This is a genomic window from Pseudomonas sp. GW822-FHT06D10, assembly GCF_058799535.1.
Map to the genome: position 1 here is coordinate 373,921 of NZ_JBXALN010000004.1, position 15,854 is coordinate 389,774.

The following is a 15,854-nucleotide window of genomic DNA, read 5'->3' on the forward strand; positions in this document are numbered from 1 at the left end:
TGGCTGGCAAAAGCAGGCGATCCAATGGCAATCCCTTGCCCACTACGGCCAACTTCTGCCCGCCATCGCTGCTGGCGCCGCTGCCAACGCCACGCTGCATCATGTTCAGGGCCCATGGCCCGGGTTTTGCTCTGCTTGGCCAGAACCCACCCAGGAGCAGTCTCATGACAGGAAGCATCTCAAACTCGACATCCCTCGTAGCCATGGGCCTCAAGGGAATCACCAGGGCGCTGGAGAATGGCACGCTGAAGTCCATGAAAATCCAGGTAGAGAATGCAACGCCGCAAATGCAGGCGAAGATCGACGCCAGTTTTCATGAATCGCAAATCTCGGACGCCAAACTGATAGCCCAATACAGAGCCAACCCCACCTGGGCGACATTCGACGACAAGAGCAACTCCGTCCAACTGCCCGATGTGCAGTCCCTGGGCAAGGACGACGCCACCCATGTGCTCAAGGGCCTGCAATACCTGATGGAAATCGGGCGCCTGGACGGCAAGACGGTCGTTGCCAAAAACGGCGGCCAGACCACCGACAGCCCCGCGCTCTATCAGGACTGGCTACTGGCGCGGATCGGCGTCGATGCCCACGCCTGAGTAGCCGCGGCCCAGGCTGCGGAAACGCGCTACATGCGGGTTCGCCAGCCAGGGCCCGGGGGTTCAGACCAGGCGTTTGTGCAGGAAGAAACGCCGGTGCTGCGGCGGGAATTCCTCCAGCCGGCCGAATTCGCTGAAGCCGTGCCGCTGATAGAACTGCGGCGCCTGAAAGTCGAAGGTATCGAGCCAGATGCCGATACAGCCCTTTTCCCGGGCCAGCTCCTCGGCCATGTTCAGCAATTGCGAGCCCGTGCCCTGGCCCCGTGTCTGCTCGGGGACCGCCAGCAGCTCGATGAACATCCAGCGATAGAAAATCTCCGCCTGCAGGCCACCGAGAATCTCACCGCTGTGCTCGTCGCGAACCACCAGGGCGATGGCCTCGGGCTTGGGATCGCCCGCCTGGGCCCGGTTGTGGGCCCGCAAGGGCTCGAGGATCGCAGCGCGCACCTCCGGCCCCGGGTTCATCAGCATGTCGATACGCGTACTCATTCGCCGTTTCCTTGGATGATGGCTGTGCCGGACCGGGGTGAAAGCGCTCCACGATCCTCCCTGGAGGATCGTGGGTTTGGCAAGGCTGCGCTACCTGGCCGTCGCTGCCGCAACTAGCGGCTGACGTACTGCTCGGTCTTGCTGTCGTAGACATAGGTGAGGTTGTCCGCGGCCGCCAGCGAACGGACCTTTCCCGGGCCCTCGAAGGTAGTGCCGCTGACCTTGACCTGCACCTGCGGCAGCGGCTCCTGGCCGGCGACGAAGCTCAGCTCCCCGTCGCTGCCGATGCAGGGCATGACCGCGCCGTCGTCGCAGGCCGCGGAGTTGTCCTCGCCGGTGCGCACCTGGCCCACATAGGACCAGACCCAGCCATCGTCTTCGGGTTTCTTGTTCGGATTGAACACCAGCATGGTGTAGCCCCTGGTGATCACCCCATTGTCGAAAGTGGCCGTGGGCACCGCCAGCAGTAGGCGGCCGTCAGCGGTACGGTGCTCAACGGCCTTGCGCTTGGTGTCCACTTCCTCGGGCTTCTCGCCGCCGCCGAAGAAGCCGATCTTGCGTTCGATGCTGCGGATGGAATAGGCCTGCTTCTGGCCCGGGTTGGTGAGTTCGAAGGTGGCATCGGCCAGCCGTACCTGAACCTCCGGCGCGGCAAAATCCTCGCCCTCGCGGGCGGCGCGGTCCCGGGTGTGCCAGACAAAGGTGGCGTAGTAGTGCTTGCCGTCGAAGTCCAGCTCCTGGCCGTACCAGAAGGTAGCGGTAACGCCGTCTTCCAGCTCCACCTCTTCATCCTGGTCCGGCACCTCGACGTTCTGCATCACCGCCAGCACTGCGCCGGGAGGGATCGGCGCACCGGCCTGGGCCAGCATCGAAGCCGCCAGCATGCACGGCGCCAGCAACCAGCCGGCCAGTCGCGCAGCCAGCCGGCCTTCCTTGTGCAGACCTGTCTTGCTCTTGATTTTCATCCCTGGAACATCCCTGTAGAACCGATGAGAAAACGCCGGCCACGCAAGTGGCCAATGGCATGACGCGCGATCATATAGCCAGCGTTTCATCAGCGACAAGATGCTGGCAAATGGCAAGCGCAGGCCGCCGGCAAGCGCAGCACCGGGCAAGGCGCGCTTGTTCCTGCGCCAGCCTTGTGAGAGGTTGCTGCCTCACTCGACCTGAAGACCGCCATGGATATTCGACCGACGCAAACCAAGGACTGGAGGCTGTTGAAGCAAGTTCGTCTCGCCGCGCTGCAGGACGCCCCGACCGCGTTCGGGGTCAGCTACCAGAGTGCCGCCCGGTACAGTGACCAGCAGTGGCAGGAACGTGCCTCGGGCGCGACCAGCGCATTCTGGCTGGCCATCGAGGATGGCCAGCCCCTGGGAATGATCGGCGCCGCAGTCAGTGAGGCAAACCGCTACAACCTGATCGGCATGTGGGTCGCACCCGCGGCCCGTGGCTCCGGCGTGGCGGCCCGGCTGGTGGAAGCGGTGAAGTCGCGCGCACGGGAACAAGGCCATGAGCGGGTGTTCCTCGACGTCTCCCCCGCCAATGCCAGGGCCGCGAGTTTCTATCTGCGCCAGGGGTTCGCGTTCATTGATGAGTGGGAGCCTCTGCAAAGCCACCCCCACATCCAGGTGCAGACCATGCTCTGGACAGTGCAGGGCTGACTGCAACGCCCCCTTCGGCATCAGGCAAGCCGGCATGACGCGTTTTGCACCCGAAAAACAGCCTTGAACTTCGATTCAGCCCAGCAACTCGCTGATCCAGCGCACCTGCCGGGCCATGTCCTGCACCTTCTCTTCGGGCACAGCCTGTGCCCGGCTGAAGTTTTCCAGGGTGCGCTGTTTCAGGCGCAGCAGACGCTGCCATTTGGCCAGGAACGCCGGGCTGCGGGCCTGCAGTTGCAGAGGGCCGAAGTACAGCTCCCGGGGGCTGTAGCTCACCGGCCCTGTGCGCTCGGCGACGATGATTTCGTAGTCGAAACGGTTTTCCCGCAGCACCTCTTCGCACAGGATGCGGTAGCCGTTGTCCATCAGCCATTGGCGCAGGGGCTGCTCGCCACCGTTGGGCTGCAGGATCAACCGCTCCTGGCCATTGAGGCGCGCCTTGCCGGCTTGCAGCAGGTCGCGGATGGTCTCGCCACCCATGCCGCACAGGCTGATGGCGCTGATGGCGTCGCCCGGTTCGATCGCCGCCAGGCCATCGGCCAGGCGCACGCTGACCTGCTGCTCCAGGCCGTTGTCGCGCACCGTGCGCCGGGCCGCGTGGAACGGCGTCAACGCCACCTCTCCGGCCACCGCCGCGCTGATGCTGCCGCGCAGCAGCAAGGCCACCGGCAGATAGCCGTGATCCGAGCCGATATCGGCCAGGCGTGCGCCGGTTGGTACATGCGCCGCCACGCGCGCCAGGCGCATGGACAATGTCTGCTGATTCAACTGCTGCCCCTTTTCACCACCAAGGTCCGGCACCTTGTGCCGGATCGGGGGGCGATTCTGGCGAGCAATGCCGGGCATTTCAAATTTATGCGACCGGGGCCGGGGATGCGGGTGCCGCAAAGGCCCGCTCCGGACAGGGTCGAAGGCAGCGTCCTCCATGGCGGGTTCTGAGCGCAGGCAGACCTTCGTTGCTGGCCGCGTGCAACCTGGTCAGTGATAGACTGCGCGCCCATTTGGGAGGTGAAAAAATGCTGTGTCCGGAGTGTGAACAAGGCGAAGTAACCCAGGTTCAAGTGCGGGCAACGCAGGAAATCCTGCACCTTTGCCAGGAGTGCGAGTTGCTCTGGCTCAGCGCCGAGGTCATTGGTACCGAGCCTTTCAACAGCTTCACGTCCTACATGGAGGAACTGGGTTTACCGCCGCTCTGGAGCTCGCTGTATGTGCTTGAACCCGAAAAGATCACCAGCCCTCAGGCACGGAAATACCTGCGTTCGGTCGGCTCGATCTAGGTTGCTCGAGCCACAACGACGATAGCCTCCCCCACACTCAGAAGCGCAAGAGATGAACTACCAACTCTGGATGGAACCGGATGACTGCCAGACCTTCTGTCTGAGCGGCCCACAGGGAAACACCGCACGCAAACTGCTTCACCCCGACGCCCGGCTTGTGTGGGAAGTGGAAGCCCCCAGCCACTTCGAAGCAATGACCCGGTACTACGCGTACATGCAGTGGGGCGAATACAAGAGCGACCTTCCCGAACAGGAGCCCATGCCTTGAACACCGCACAGCAGGTGGGCATAGCCCCCGAGTTCATCATTCTGCAAACCGATCATTGGGTGCTCAATCATCACCTGTCGTCCGCCCTGCCCGGCTACCTGATGCTGGGCTCGCGATCCCGGGTCAATTCACTGGCCGAGCTGCCCGAGAGCGCCCTGGCGGAGTTGGGCGGCCTGCTCGCCAGGGTGCAGAAAAACCTGGAGCTGCAGCTCAAACCCAAGTGGCTGTACATCAGCCGGTTCGGCCATGCCCCCGGCTACCCCATCCATTTCCACTTTATTCCGGTGTACCCCTGGGTCGAGGAGCTGTTCTGGAGTGATCAGCGCTACCGGCTGCTTGAAACTTTCGCCCATGAGGAAAACGCCCTGTCACTGACTGACGGGGCGGAACTGACCCTGTTCATCTGGAGCGAATTCGGCGAAAACCCGCAACCGCCGGCCATTCAAGGGCCCTCCATCGAACAGGTCATCAAAGGCTTGCGCAGCGCCTTCAACTAGCAATGGCCCGTGGCGCTGCGCGCTGTTCTCCGCGCCCCAAGGCAAGCCCCCTTACCTGGCGGTTTTCTTCAGGGAAACCGGGATGCCCCATACCAGGTCTTCCATGCCGGTGTCCCCTTGCAGGCGGGTTTTCATCGGTTCGATACGCGCCAGCACCCGGCGTCCTGTGTCGTTGACATTCGCCAGCTCCTTGTCGCTGAACTTCTTGACCAGTTCCACGGGGGCCGGCCTCACGTAGACCTGGATATCCCGCAGTGCGCATTTGATGTTCTGCGGGTCGATAGCCTTGCAAGTCTTCTTGTCGTAGCTCACGGCCGGGGTTTTCAGGTGGAAGCGGTCGCTGAGCAGTATCTGGCCGGGCTGGATACTGAAGGCCAGGGGCGCGTAGGCGTCGGGGATCTGTGCCTTCAACTTGACGGACTGGACATCACGGATCTTGGTGCCTTCGGTCCAACCGCCTTCCGACACCTGCCGGCGCGTGTTGTATTGCTGCTCTTGCCAGGCCACGCACTGGCCGGAGGCGACATGCACGGTACTGCAGACATTCTGGGTGTGGGTGGTATCCGCGTAGGAAGCGTCGCGCCAGTATTGTTCCTTGACGAACTGGCGATACAGCACCGCAGACATGTCCACCGAACCACGGGCACTGCTGGCCGGCTGGCCCTTCGCGGCGCCTACCTGGGCCAGGCTGCTGTCGATCCTGTAATCAATGCCGCCGGACATCAGGTAGGTTCCCGGCGGGACGATGTGCACTTCAAGGAAGTCCCAGAGAAATACGGTTTCCTTGATTTTCTCCAGGTCGTTATTGGCGAAGGACTGCATGTAGCCCTGGCCCGGCTGGTCCTTGTTGCTGAAGATCACACGATGGGAATAGCTGGAGAGGTCGGTCACGCTCTTGTTGGGCATGAGCGCCGGCACCAGCACCACGGACATACCGTCCCGGGTCGCGCCATCGATGATCTCCAGGAGCTGGTTGGTCGGGTTCTGCGTGGCGCTGCCATTGAGGTCGGAACTGCCCAGCGGGGCACAGGCGCTCAAGAGCGTGACTGAAACCAGAACAGCCAGGGGGCGGAGACGCTTTACCAGGGTCTTCATTGGATATCCTTATCTGTAACGCAGCGAGGGCCAGATCCCTTTGGCAATACCGCTCAGGTCAGGGGCGAGTGCCGGCCAATGGGGGCGAAAGCGGCCTATTTTACTGCGTCGACCCGCCGCAGTAAAAGGCCGGCGCAGCAAGGCCGCACCTTGCTGCCGGGTCCGGAGAAGGCCGCCCGCATCCTAGAACTTCGCCTGCATCCCCACCCGCAGCGTGCGCCCCGGTGCCGGCATGAAGCTCTGCGCCAGGGGGTCCAGGTAGTAACGGTCGGTGAGGTTCTGCAGCGACACGTTGAGGCTGGCGTCTTCCTTCAGTTTGTAGTTGAGGAACAGATCGAACAGCGCCACTTCGCGGTAGTTCAGTTGCGGCGTGGTGGCGCCGGTCTGCCAGGGCTTGTCGGCGGTAACCGTGGGGCCGGAGGTGTAGGTGATGCGCGTACCGAGGGTCAGGCTCTGGTCAAAGAAGCGCAGGCCAGTGGTCAGGTTGCCGGCAAAGCGTGGCGGGTTCTGGGTGTTGGTGTAGGAGCCCATGAAGCTGCCCGGGGTGCAGTCCGGGGTGTCGGCGGTTTTCTGGTAGGGATTGCTGGTGGCGCGCAGGGTGGCCGCGAAAGCCGCGTCGCAGGTTTCGGTCTTCAGGTAGTAGGTGGACGACAGGTCGGCAAACACCCGCCCGGCATCGTAGCGGGTCTGCAGTTCCAGGCCGCTGGTTTTGTAGCTGTCGGTGTTGCTGAAGCGCATCAGGCCCCACAGGCCCGGGCTCGGGTCGTAGTAGCGGGTGATGTAGTTCTTGATGGTGTTGTTGAAGTAGGCCAGCTTGAACGCCGCCGAGTCGTCATCCACCAGCAGGCCCTTTTGCAGGGTGCTGGCGCCGATCTCCCAGTTGCTCGAACGCTCGGGCTTGAGGCCCTTGCCGGGCATCGTCTGCTGTACGCCCTGGCTGGTTTCGAACAGCGACGGCATGCGAAAGCCCTGGGTGTACGAGGCATACACGAAGGTGTCCGGCAGCACTTCGATATTGATACCGAAGGCCGGGGCAAAGGCGCCACCGCTGTTGCTGTTCTTGCCGGAGTAGTTGTAGCCGGTGACCACCTCGCCGACCTGGGACGGATAGACCGTGGAGTCGGTGGCGCCAAAGTCGTTGTAGCGCACGCCCTCGAAGGGGAAGTTGGTGTTCTGGAAGACGATGCCGTTGTTCAGGCGCGGGTCGGTGGCGTCGGTGTACTGGCCGTTCTGGTCGGGGAACCACATCATGTTGCCGGAATTGTCGCCGTTGGAAACCCGCAGGTAGCGCAGGTCACGTTCCTCGCGACGCGCCGTGGCCGTGGGCACGTGATCCTTGCTGCGATAGTGGGTGTAGCGCCCGCCGCCCCACAGGGTGAGGCTGTCCACCGGCTTGTACTCCAGCTTGCCGTTGAAACTGAACTCCTGCCGCGAACCTTCGCGCAGCATGCGGTTGGCGTTGATATCGTCCTGGGTGGTGGCCACGCTTTTCTGCGGGCGCAGTTCCTCCAGCTGGAACGAACTGCCCAGGTCCAGCTTCAAGTCGCCGTAGCCGGTCTCGAAACGCGAGGTATTGGCCAGGCCACCGCCCACCCGGCGATCGGCCTGGCGGCTCCAGTTGCGGTCCGAACGGTAGGCCTGGGATGCCGGCGCCGAGACGGCGGTCAACTGGCTGGTCTGCGCATCGGTCATCCACAGGTCGGCGCTCAGGTCCACCAGCGGGTTGCCTGCAGGCAGGTAGTTGTAGCGCGCGGTGTAGGTGTCGATCTGGGTGTGGCCCAGGGGGTACTGGTAGATGCCGCCAGTGCCGAAACGGAAGATGTCCGAGGGCATGATCTCGCCGATGCGTCCGTCGTAGCGCCGGTAGCCCAGGTCGAAGGTGTGGCCGTCCGCCGGGCGCAGGGTGGTCTTGAGCAGCCAGGATTCGGTCTTCGACGAGGAGTTCAGCACCTCTTCCCCGGCGTTGTAGGTGGTGGCGACGCTGGTCTCTTCATCGCCGTAACGGTCATAGGTGCGGTAGCGATCCTGGCCCTTCTTGCCGGCGAAATAGTTGCCCTGGTTGCGATGGGCGTAGGCCGCCACCACATCGAAGAATTCATGGGAATAGGCGAACGCGGCACTGCCGGCCTCGGCCTCCGAGCCGAACAGCCCGCCGCGGCTCTGATGCGGCTCCGAGTACAGGTCCTGGGTCTTGGAGTGCGGATCGCGGGAGGCCGGGGCCACACCGTTGTTCCAGACATCACCCTTGAGGCGCAGGCCGATATTCTGACCGTCCTTGAGGATGTCGCCGACCCCGAGGGTGCGCATCTTCACCGTGCCGCCTATGGCACTGGAGGTCAGGCTCGGGCCCTTGTCGATGGCGATGTCGCTGATCATGTCCGGGTCGATGTAGCTGCGTTGCTGGGTCCCGGCATAACCACGATAGACATCCAGCGCCTGCTGCGAACCGTCCACCGTCACCGCCACCCGGCTCTGGCCCTGGATGCCGCGGATGTTCACATCCAGGCCGCCGCCATTGCGGCTGTCACCGACCTGGACCCCGGGCTGGCCCTTGAGCATGTCGCCCACCGACACCACGCCAAAGCGCTGCATGTCGTCGGCAGAGATGTAAACCGATGAACGCGGTGCCCGGTACACCTCTTCCTCGTCAGGATTTTCGCCCTTGACCTTCTGGGTCGGCAGCGACACCGCATCAAGGCGCAGGCGCAAGGCATAGCCGCCGTCGGCCTGGCGCACGTAGCCCAGGCCGGTGCCCGCCAGCAGCTGGTTCAAGCCCGCTTCGGTATTGAAATCCCCTTGCAGGCCCTGGCTGGTCTTGCCCGCCGTGAGCAGCGCACTGCCGGCCATGCTGATGCCCGCCTCGGCGCCAAAGCGCGACAGCACCTGGTCCAGGGGACCGGCGCCGATGCTGTAGTGGCGCTCGCCGGCAGCCAACACCACTTCACTACAGAGCGGCTGCAAACCGAGCAACAGCAGGCCGAAGGTATGGGTACGCAAGACACGAGCAGGGAAAATCATGCAGGGCTCCTAGGGATCGAAACCCACCTGTGCCGGTGGGTAATACCTGAAGGCCAAGCCAGATCGAAAAAACTATCGCGCCGGTGAAAAAAAAGTTTCAGGCCGGCACCACGGTCACCCAGTAACGGGTTCTTCGCTCAATGCGCACCGGCAAGGTATTGGCTACCAGGGCCAGGGCGGCATCGGTGTCGTCCAACTGGAAACTGCCGGTTACGCGCAGGCCCGCCACGGCTTCGCTGCAACGCAAGAAGCCCGGGCGATAGCGCGACAGCTCCGCCAGCAACTGATCCAGGCGCATGCGCTCGGCGGGCAGGATGCCGCGCATCCAGGCCTGGGCCAGAAACGTATCGATGGGGCTTGGCCGCCCTGCTCCCCGGCCATCGACTCGGGTTTGCCAGCCGGCCTGCAACGCCAGCGGTGCTGGGTGCTGCCGTGCGCTCACCTGCACCAGCCCGCGCAACACCGTCACCTGGGTGCCCAGGCGATCGTGACGCACCAGCAGGTTGGCACCACGGCTATAGAGCACCGCATCCGGGGTCGACAGTTGCAGGGATGCAGAGCCCGCCGGGGTGTCCAGGGCCAGTTCGCCCTCGATCAATTGCAGGCTGCGCTGCCGGGCGCTCAGGTCCAGGTTCACCGCACTGGCGGTGTTCAGCCATAGCGAGCCACCGTCGGCCAGGGCCCAATGGCGTCGCTCGCCGACGCCGGTGCGATAACTGGCCAGGGCTGAGCGCACCAGGGTGGAATCCGCCCCCTGCCAGGAAATGCCCCCCAACAGCCCCAGGGCCAGCAGGCACTTGAGCACCTGTCGCCGTCGCTGCGGATCGGCGCCCGCCGCTTGCAATGCCCGGCGCGCCGTGGCATCGGCCAACAGATTGGCCCCTGGCTGCAACATCAGCGGCAGGCTGCTGACCCGCTGCCACGCGTATTCATGCTCGACGCTTGCTTGCCGCCACTGCTGCAGGGCCTGATGGTCCGCGGCGCTCATCAGCCCGGACTGCATCCGCACCAGCCAATCGATGGCGTTGTCCCGCACTCGGGGATCGACCGCAGCGCCACTCATTCAAAACGGCTCGCGTAACAGACACTGAACGCCTTGCCCATGGCCCGCTGCACCTGGGCCACGGTCAGGCCCAACTGCGCAGCGATCTGCGGATAGGTCAGGCCATCGAGCTGGGACAGAAAGAAGATCTGCCGCACCCGCGACGACAACCCCACCAGCAGCGAATCCAACTGCAACAGGGTCTCGATCATCAGGTGCCGCTCCTCCGGCGAAGGCTCCTCCCCCACCGGCCGCGCCGCCAGGGCTTCCAGATAAGCCCGCTCGATCGCCTGGCGGCGCCAGCGATTGATCAGCAGGCCGTTGGCGATGGTGGCCAGGAACGCCATGGGCTGGCGCAACTCACGCACATCCTCCTGGGAGCGCAGCACCCGGATAAAGGTGTCATGGGCCAGGTCCTCGGCATCGGCACTGTGCCCCAGGCGCCGGTGCAGCCAGCCCCGCAGCCAGCCGTGATGGTTCGCATACAACTGGGCGACGGGCGAAGAGAGGCTGTGGTTGTGCATGGCAGATTCGCATTAATGATAATGCTTCTCATTTTATTGTTTCAGTGCGGGAGTTGTACAGCGGCGAATCAGGATGCCTGTCGATCGATATCGCGGCGAAGAACCACCGCCGTGGTGATGTCCTCGACGGACTCATGACTGGCTACGGCATCCCGGACTCGGTTCAGGTCATCAATGGTGCGGGATTCGATCTCGATCACCAGATCGAGCTGGCCACTGACCGAAGAGATGCGTCGCACCTGCGAGTGCTGGGCCAGCATGTCCAGCAGGCTGATGGCCGGCGTGCGTTTCAGGCACACCAGAAACATGGCGCGAATCACGTTGGCGTCGATTTCGCCAATATCCGCCCGGTAGCCCCTGATCACGCCATTGCGCTCAAGGTTGAGGACACGCTCGCTGGTGGCGCTTCTGGACAGCCCGATTCTCGCGGCCAGGGCCTTCAGGGCAATCCGCGCTTCTTTAGACAGAATGTCCAGTATTTCGCGATCTTTCACGTCCAGGTCGCGCATCAAGACTCCTCACTTTGACTACCGAATTTGTGCCGGTCGATTCCGACAATATGCAGGCCAACACCGACCGCATACCTACTGCCGTCAAGGATTTCGCATGCCAAGCTAACTGAAAACAATAACTTGGAAAACCATTACCATGACCAACCTTTCCCATCCCGCCCCGCAGTTCTCGCCCCGCGATGCCGAACAACTGGCCGAGCAGCTTTTCAATGTCGTCGCCACGGCCTCGCCCCTGGATGGCGAGCGCGACTGCAACTACCGGTTGAACACCGCAAGCGATGCGGGATGGATTCTGAAGGTGGTCAATTCGAGTGAACCGCGTACTGAAAGCGAGCTGCAGACGGCCATCCTCAGCCACCTCGCCAGCTACAACCCCGAGCTTGCCGTGCCGCAGCTGAAGAAGAGCCTTGCCGGTGGCTTCCTCGCCTCGGCCGTGGCGCCCTCCGGTGAAACCCATGCGGTGCGCCTGGTGAGTTGGCTGCACGGCACTCCCCTGGCCGAGGTCAAGCGCACCTTCGCCCTCATGCGCAGCCTGGGCCAATCGTTCGCCGACATGGATCGTGCGTTGCAGGGCTTCATGCATCCCGGTGCGGTGCGCGACCTGGACTGGGACCTGCGGCACGCCGCGCGCTCCAGATCGCGCCTGCATTTCGTCAAGGACCCTGGCCGACGAGCCATTCTGGAGCGCTTCATTACCGCGTTCGAAAACACCGTGCAACCCAGGCTTGCGCGGTTGCGCACGCAGGTCATTCACAATGACGGCAATGACTGGAACATCCTCGTCGACCCGCAGACTCATCAGCAGGTCTCGGGCATCATCGACTTTGGCGATGCCGTGCATACGGTGCTGATTGCCGAAGTCGCCATCACCTGCGCCTACTCCATTCTCGACATGGAGGACCCCATCGGCGCGGCCGCCGCCCTCACCGCCGGCTTCCACGAGCGCTACCCGCTGCAGCCGCAAGAACTGGACGTGCTGTTCAACCTGATCGCCATGCGCCTGGTCATCAGCGTCACCTTGTCGGCCTCGCGCCACGAGCAGACCCAGGACAATCCTTACCTGGCCATCAGCGAAGCCCCGGCCTGGCGCCTGCTGGAAAAAATGGACCGCATGAACCCGCGCCTGGCGACGGCGATCCTGCGCAAGGCCTGCGGCTATGACGCGATAGAAGGTGCCGGGGCGGTTCGCCGCTGGGTGGATGAAAACCGCCACGCCTTCGCGGACATCGTGCATCCGGCGGCGGCGACCCTGAACAAGGCCATTGTGCCGTTCGCCGATGCCGCCCATGTGCTGACGGTCGCCTCCGCCGAGCAGCGTCCGGCAGAGGCGGCGAAATGGTGGAACGATTTTGCGGCTGAACATCAAGTGCCACTGGGCATCGGCCCCTGGGGCGAAGAACGGACCATCTACACCGATGCGGCATTTGAATCGCGCTTCATTGCAGGGCAACGTCGGATCATTCACCTGGGCGTCGACTTGATCATGCCGGCCGGAACGCCGCTGTACACACCGCTTGCCGGCGTAGTGCGCAGCGTCGAGGTCGAGCGTGAACCGCTGGGCTATGGCGGCTTGATCATGCTTGAGCATTCGCCTGAGGGCTGCCCGCCGTTCCTGACCCTGTGGGGGCACATGGCCCACGAAGCGCTGACCCGCCTCAAGCCCGGGGACCGTCTTGAGGCGGGTGCCCTGGTGGGCCACATGGGCGAGGACACGGAAAACGGCGGCTGGCTGCCCCATGTGCACTTCCAAATGTCCACCGATACCCAGCTGCAAGCGAGCGAGTTCATCGGCGTCGGTGAGCGCGCCTACCTTGAGGTGTGGGCCGACCTGTTCCCGGATGCATCGACCCTGGCCGGAATCCCTGCGGAAACCTACAGCCAGGAAGGCAGAAGCAAAGCAGAGATCGTGGCCAAGCGTAAACAACTGCTGCTGCCCAACTTGTCGATTTCCTACTCGGACCCGATCAAGTTCGTACGCGGTGATGGGGTCTGGTTGATAGACAACTTTGGCCGGGCCTACCTGGACTGCTTCAACAACGTCTGCCACCTGGGCCACTCCCATCCCGACGTGGTGCAGGCCCTGGCGCGCCAGGCTTCACGCCTGAACACCAACACCCGTTACCTGCACGACAACATCGTGGAGTACGCCGAGCGGCTCACCGCGACTTTGCCCGAAGGCCTGGCGGTGGCCTCCTTCGGCTGTTCAGGCAGCGAAGCCAATAGCCTGATGCTGCGCATGGCGCGCAATCACACCGGGCGCAACGATGCCATCGTGCTGGACTGGGCCTACCACGGCACCACCCAGGAGCTGATCGACCTCAGCCCCTACAAGTACAAGCGCAAGGCCGGCAAAGGCCGTGCAGAACACGTATTCGAGGCGGCGGTGCCGGATGCCTACCGCGCTGCGGATCACTGGCCGGTCGAGGAGCTGGGCAAGCGTTTCGCGCAAAGTGTCGCCGAGCAGATCGATAGCATGCGCAAGCAGGGCCGGGCCCCGGCGTTCTTTCTCGCGGAGTCCATTCCCAGCGTCGCCGGGCAACTGTTTTTCCCGGAAAACTACTTGCAGGAAGTCTATGCAATGGTGCGTGCCGAGGGCGGCCTGTGCCTGGCCGATGAAGTCCAGGTCGGCTTTGGTCGAGTGGGCAGCCACTGGTGGGCCTTTGAAACCCAGGGCGTGGTGCCCGATGCGGTGTCCATGGGCAAACCCATTGGCAACGGGCACCCGATGTCGGCAGTGGTGACCACCCGCGAGATCGCCGACAGCTTCAACAATGGCATGGAGTACTTCAACACCTTCGCCGGCAACCCGGTTTCCTGTGCCGTGGGGCTCAGCGTTCTCGATGTGATTGAACGCGACAACCTGAAACTCAACGCACTGACGGTGGGCAACTACTTGCTCGATGGCTTTCGCACGCTGCAGCAGCGCTACGATGCCATTGGCGACGTACGCGGCCTGGGGCTGTTCCTCGGGATTGAACTGGTCACCGATCGCCAGAGCAAGGCTCCGGCTACGCAACTGGCCAGGAAGGTCGCCGATGGTGCCCGGGAGCGCGGCATTCTGATCGGCACCGAAGGCCCCTACGACAACGTACTGAAAATGCGCCCCTCGATGATTTTCAGCCAGAAGAATGCCGACTTCCTGCTTGAGGTCCTGGACGAAAGCTTCAAGGCGGCACTGCGCTAGAGCATCAGGATCGAGGCCACAGTGCCCCAAACCGGGCTGGCCGACATAGTGTCGGCCAACTCCGGCAATGTGTCCGGCACGCGGACACCTTGCCGGGTGCTTTGCGCAATGACCTGTGCAAAGCTTTTCCCGAGGCCAGGGTGAAGAGCCCACAACAAAAAATAATAATTCTTCAAAGGTGCCATCCCATGCTAACCAGAACGCTCAAGGGTCTGCTTGCCGCATCCACCGTCGCCGCCGCGGCGCTCCTCTGCCCCGCAGCCGCTCAGGCTGATGACTTGCAATCGATCCGGGAATCCAGAGAAATCCGCATCGCCATGAGCGGGCAATACTCGCCCTTCAGCTTTGCCAACGAGCAGAACCAGATCGTCGGCTTCGACGCCTCCATCAGCGAAGCCCTGGCCCAGCGGCTTGGGGTGAAGGTCAGCATTGTCACCACGCCCTTCGACGGGATCATTGCCGGGCTCCTGGCCAAGAAATACGACGCCATCATCGCCTCCATGACCATCACCCCTGAACGCCTGAGGGCCGTGGATTTCGTCGGCCCCTACTACCACGCCGGCCGCACCATCGTGGTGAAGGAAGACTCGCCGATCAACAGCCTGGCTGACCTGAAGGATGTGACGGTGGGCGTCACCCTCGGCGATGCCCACGACAAATGGGCCAGGGCGCGCGGCAACCTGAAGGTCAAGACCTACAAAGGGCTTCCCGAGATGCTGGTCGACCTGGAAGCCGGGCGCCTCGACGCGCTGGTGATGGACAGCGTTCCGGTACTGGTGGCCGTCAAGGAAACCGGGCAGAAAGTGCGCATCATCACGCCACCCGACAGTGACGGAGGGGTTGAAGGCATGGGCATTGCGCTGCGCAAGAACAACCCCGAGCTCAAGGCGGCGATGCAGAAGGCACTGAACGACATGCTCGCCGATGGCAGCTACGAAAAGATCTCGATGAAGTGGATCGGCAAGGACATTCGCTGACTCCTCTTCAGCCTGGCTCGACCTGGGGTCGGGCCAGTCAACCTGACCTTTTCGAGCCTGCCCATGGATCTGACACTCATACAGCGCACCCTGCCGTTTTTTCTGGAGGCGGCCTGGGTCACGGTGCACGTTTCGCTACTGGCACTGCTGCTGGGCCTGCTGGTCGCCATCGTGCTGGTGGCGGCCCGGCTGTCCGGCTTTTTCCTGCTTCGCTGCCTGGCCAGGGTCTACATCAGCGTTTTTCGCGGCACGCCCTGCCTGGTCCAACTCTTCCTCCTCTACTTTGGCGGCCCGCAGATCGGCCTTGAGCTGGAGCCGTTTTCCGCTGGCGTCATCGGCCTGGGCCTGAACATCGCGGCCTATATGGCCGAATCCATTCGCGGCGCCATCAGCAACGTCGATCCCGGCCAGGTCGAAGCGGCCCGCTCAATCGGTTTCGGCAAGGGCCAGACCCTGTGGCTGATCACCCTGCCGCAAACCGCCAAGCTGATGATCAGGCCACTGGGGGTCAATGCGGTCGCGCTGATCAAGGGCTCGGCCCTGGTGTCGACCATCTCGGTGGTGGAACTCTCCTATACAGCGCAGCGCTTTATCAGCTCCACCTACAAGCCATTCGAGATCTTCATGGTGTCGGCCATTTTGTATATCGCCATGGTCTACACGGTCAGATTGCTGGTTGACCACCTCGACAAACGCTTCGCGGCAAAGTGAGAC

General features: G+C 63.2%; 16 protein-coding genes. 8 read left to right on the forward strand and 8 right to left on the reverse strand.

The genetic code is table 11. The annotated features are described in order from the left end of the window. The first annotated feature begins 164 nt into the window (after window positions 1–164). Entirely contained in the window at window positions 165–596 is a 432-nt protein-coding gene (locus tag AC1RL5_RS15515) for a hypothetical protein (protein ID WP_015635144.1), read from the forward strand. A gap of 63 nt (window positions 597–659) precedes the next feature. Here AC1RL5_RS15515 and AC1RL5_RS15520 read toward each other — a convergent pair whose 3' ends face one another. Then, window positions 660–1,085: a GNAT family N-acetyltransferase gene (locus tag AC1RL5_RS15520; RefSeq protein WP_019095009.1), complete on the reverse strand. Its 426-nt coding sequence runs from the start codon at window positions 1,083–1,085 to the stop codon at window positions 660–662. Between the two features lie 113 nt (window positions 1,086–1,198). Further along, complete coding sequence (locus tag AC1RL5_RS15525) at window positions 1,199–2,050, reverse strand: hypothetical protein (protein ID WP_492589656.1); 852 nt, start codon at window positions 2,048–2,050, stop codon at window positions 1,199–1,201. 213 nt (window positions 2,051–2,263) lie between these two features. On the opposite strand from AC1RL5_RS15525, the gene AC1RL5_RS15530 reads away from it, so the two are divergent. Beyond that, entirely contained in the window at window positions 2,264–2,746 is a 483-nt protein-coding gene (locus AC1RL5_RS15530; protein WP_015635142.1) for a GNAT family N-acetyltransferase, read from the forward strand. 75 nt (window positions 2,747–2,821) lie between these two features. Here the strand turns inward: AC1RL5_RS15530 and AC1RL5_RS15535 are convergent, their stop codons facing one another. Beyond that, entirely contained in the window at window positions 2,822–3,514 is a 693-nt protein-coding gene (locus tag AC1RL5_RS15535; RefSeq protein WP_026022876.1) for a tRNA (adenine(22)-N(1))-methyltransferase, read from the reverse strand. Between the two features lie 188 nt (window positions 3,515–3,702). Here AC1RL5_RS15535 and AC1RL5_RS15540 point away from each other — a divergent pair, with 188 nt between their 5' ends. From AC1RL5_RS15540 to AC1RL5_RS15550, 3 genes are read left to right on the forward strand one after another with little or no spacing between them, the layout of a single operon-like run. Then, entirely contained in the window at window positions 3,703–4,023 is a 321-nt protein-coding gene (locus tag AC1RL5_RS15540; protein ID WP_143031420.1) for a hypothetical protein, read from the forward strand. A 52-nt stretch (window positions 4,024–4,075) separates the two neighbouring features. Next, window positions 4,076–4,291, forward strand: coding sequence for a hypothetical protein (locus AC1RL5_RS15545; protein ID WP_019095014.1), 216 nt, complete (start codon window positions 4,076–4,078; stop codon window positions 4,289–4,291). A 14-nt stretch (window positions 4,292–4,305) separates the two neighbouring features. Then, window positions 4,306–4,788, forward strand: coding sequence for an HIT family protein (locus AC1RL5_RS15550; protein ID WP_492589694.1), 483 nt, complete (start codon window positions 4,306–4,308; stop codon window positions 4,786–4,788). 51 nt (window positions 4,789–4,839) lie between these two features. Here AC1RL5_RS15550 and AC1RL5_RS15555 read toward each other — a convergent pair whose 3' ends face one another. The 5 genes from AC1RL5_RS15555 to AC1RL5_RS15575 form a co-directional block, all read right to left on the reverse strand. Next, on the reverse strand, window positions 4,840–5,883 hold the full coding sequence (locus AC1RL5_RS15555) for a hypothetical protein (protein ID WP_072452398.1): 1,044 nt from the start codon (window positions 5,881–5,883) through the stop codon (window positions 4,840–4,842). A gap of 183 nt (window positions 5,884–6,066) precedes the next feature. Then, complete coding sequence (locus AC1RL5_RS15560; protein WP_011060665.1) at window positions 6,067–8,901, reverse strand: TonB-dependent receptor; 2,835 nt, start codon at window positions 8,899–8,901, stop codon at window positions 6,067–6,069. A 97-nt stretch (window positions 8,902–8,998) separates the two neighbouring features. Next, window positions 8,999–9,964, reverse strand: coding sequence for a FecR domain-containing protein (locus tag AC1RL5_RS15565; RefSeq protein ID WP_053157719.1), 966 nt, complete (start codon window positions 9,962–9,964; stop codon window positions 8,999–9,001). Next, window positions 9,961–10,467: a sigma-70 family RNA polymerase sigma factor gene (locus AC1RL5_RS15570; protein WP_011060663.1), complete on the reverse strand. Its 507-nt coding sequence runs from the start codon at window positions 10,465–10,467 to the stop codon at window positions 9,961–9,963. The genes AC1RL5_RS15565 and AC1RL5_RS15570 overlap by 4 nt, the downstream gene beginning before the upstream one ends. A 68-nt stretch (window positions 10,468–10,535) precedes the next feature. Further along, window positions 10,536–10,976 carry an Lrp/AsnC family transcriptional regulator gene (locus AC1RL5_RS15575; RefSeq protein WP_072452400.1) on the reverse strand — a complete coding sequence of 147 codons (441 nt, stop codon included), beginning with the start codon at window positions 10,974–10,976 and terminating at the stop codon, window positions 10,536–10,538. A gap of 139 nt (window positions 10,977–11,115) precedes the next feature. On the opposite strand from AC1RL5_RS15575, the gene AC1RL5_RS15580 reads away from it, so the two are divergent. The 3 genes from AC1RL5_RS15580 (at window position 11,116) to AC1RL5_RS15590 (ending at window position 15,851) form a co-directional block, all read left to right on the forward strand. Then, entirely contained in the window at window positions 11,116–14,163 is a 3,048-nt protein-coding gene (locus AC1RL5_RS15580) for an aminotransferase class III-fold pyridoxal phosphate-dependent enzyme (protein WP_492589658.1), read from the forward strand. A 188-nt stretch (window positions 14,164–14,351) separates the two neighbouring features. Continuing rightward, a complete protein-coding gene (locus AC1RL5_RS15585) occupies window positions 14,352–15,140 on the forward strand; it encodes an ABC transporter substrate-binding protein (protein ID WP_492589660.1) in 789 nt (262 codons plus the stop codon). Window positions 15,141–15,203: 63 nt separating this feature from the next. Next, the gene (locus tag AC1RL5_RS15590; RefSeq protein ID WP_011060659.1) at window positions 15,204–15,851 is read left to right on the forward strand and encodes an amino acid ABC transporter permease; all 648 of its coding nucleotides are present in this window, start codon (window positions 15,204–15,206) and stop codon (window positions 15,849–15,851) included. Window positions 15,852–15,854 lie beyond the last annotated feature (3 nt).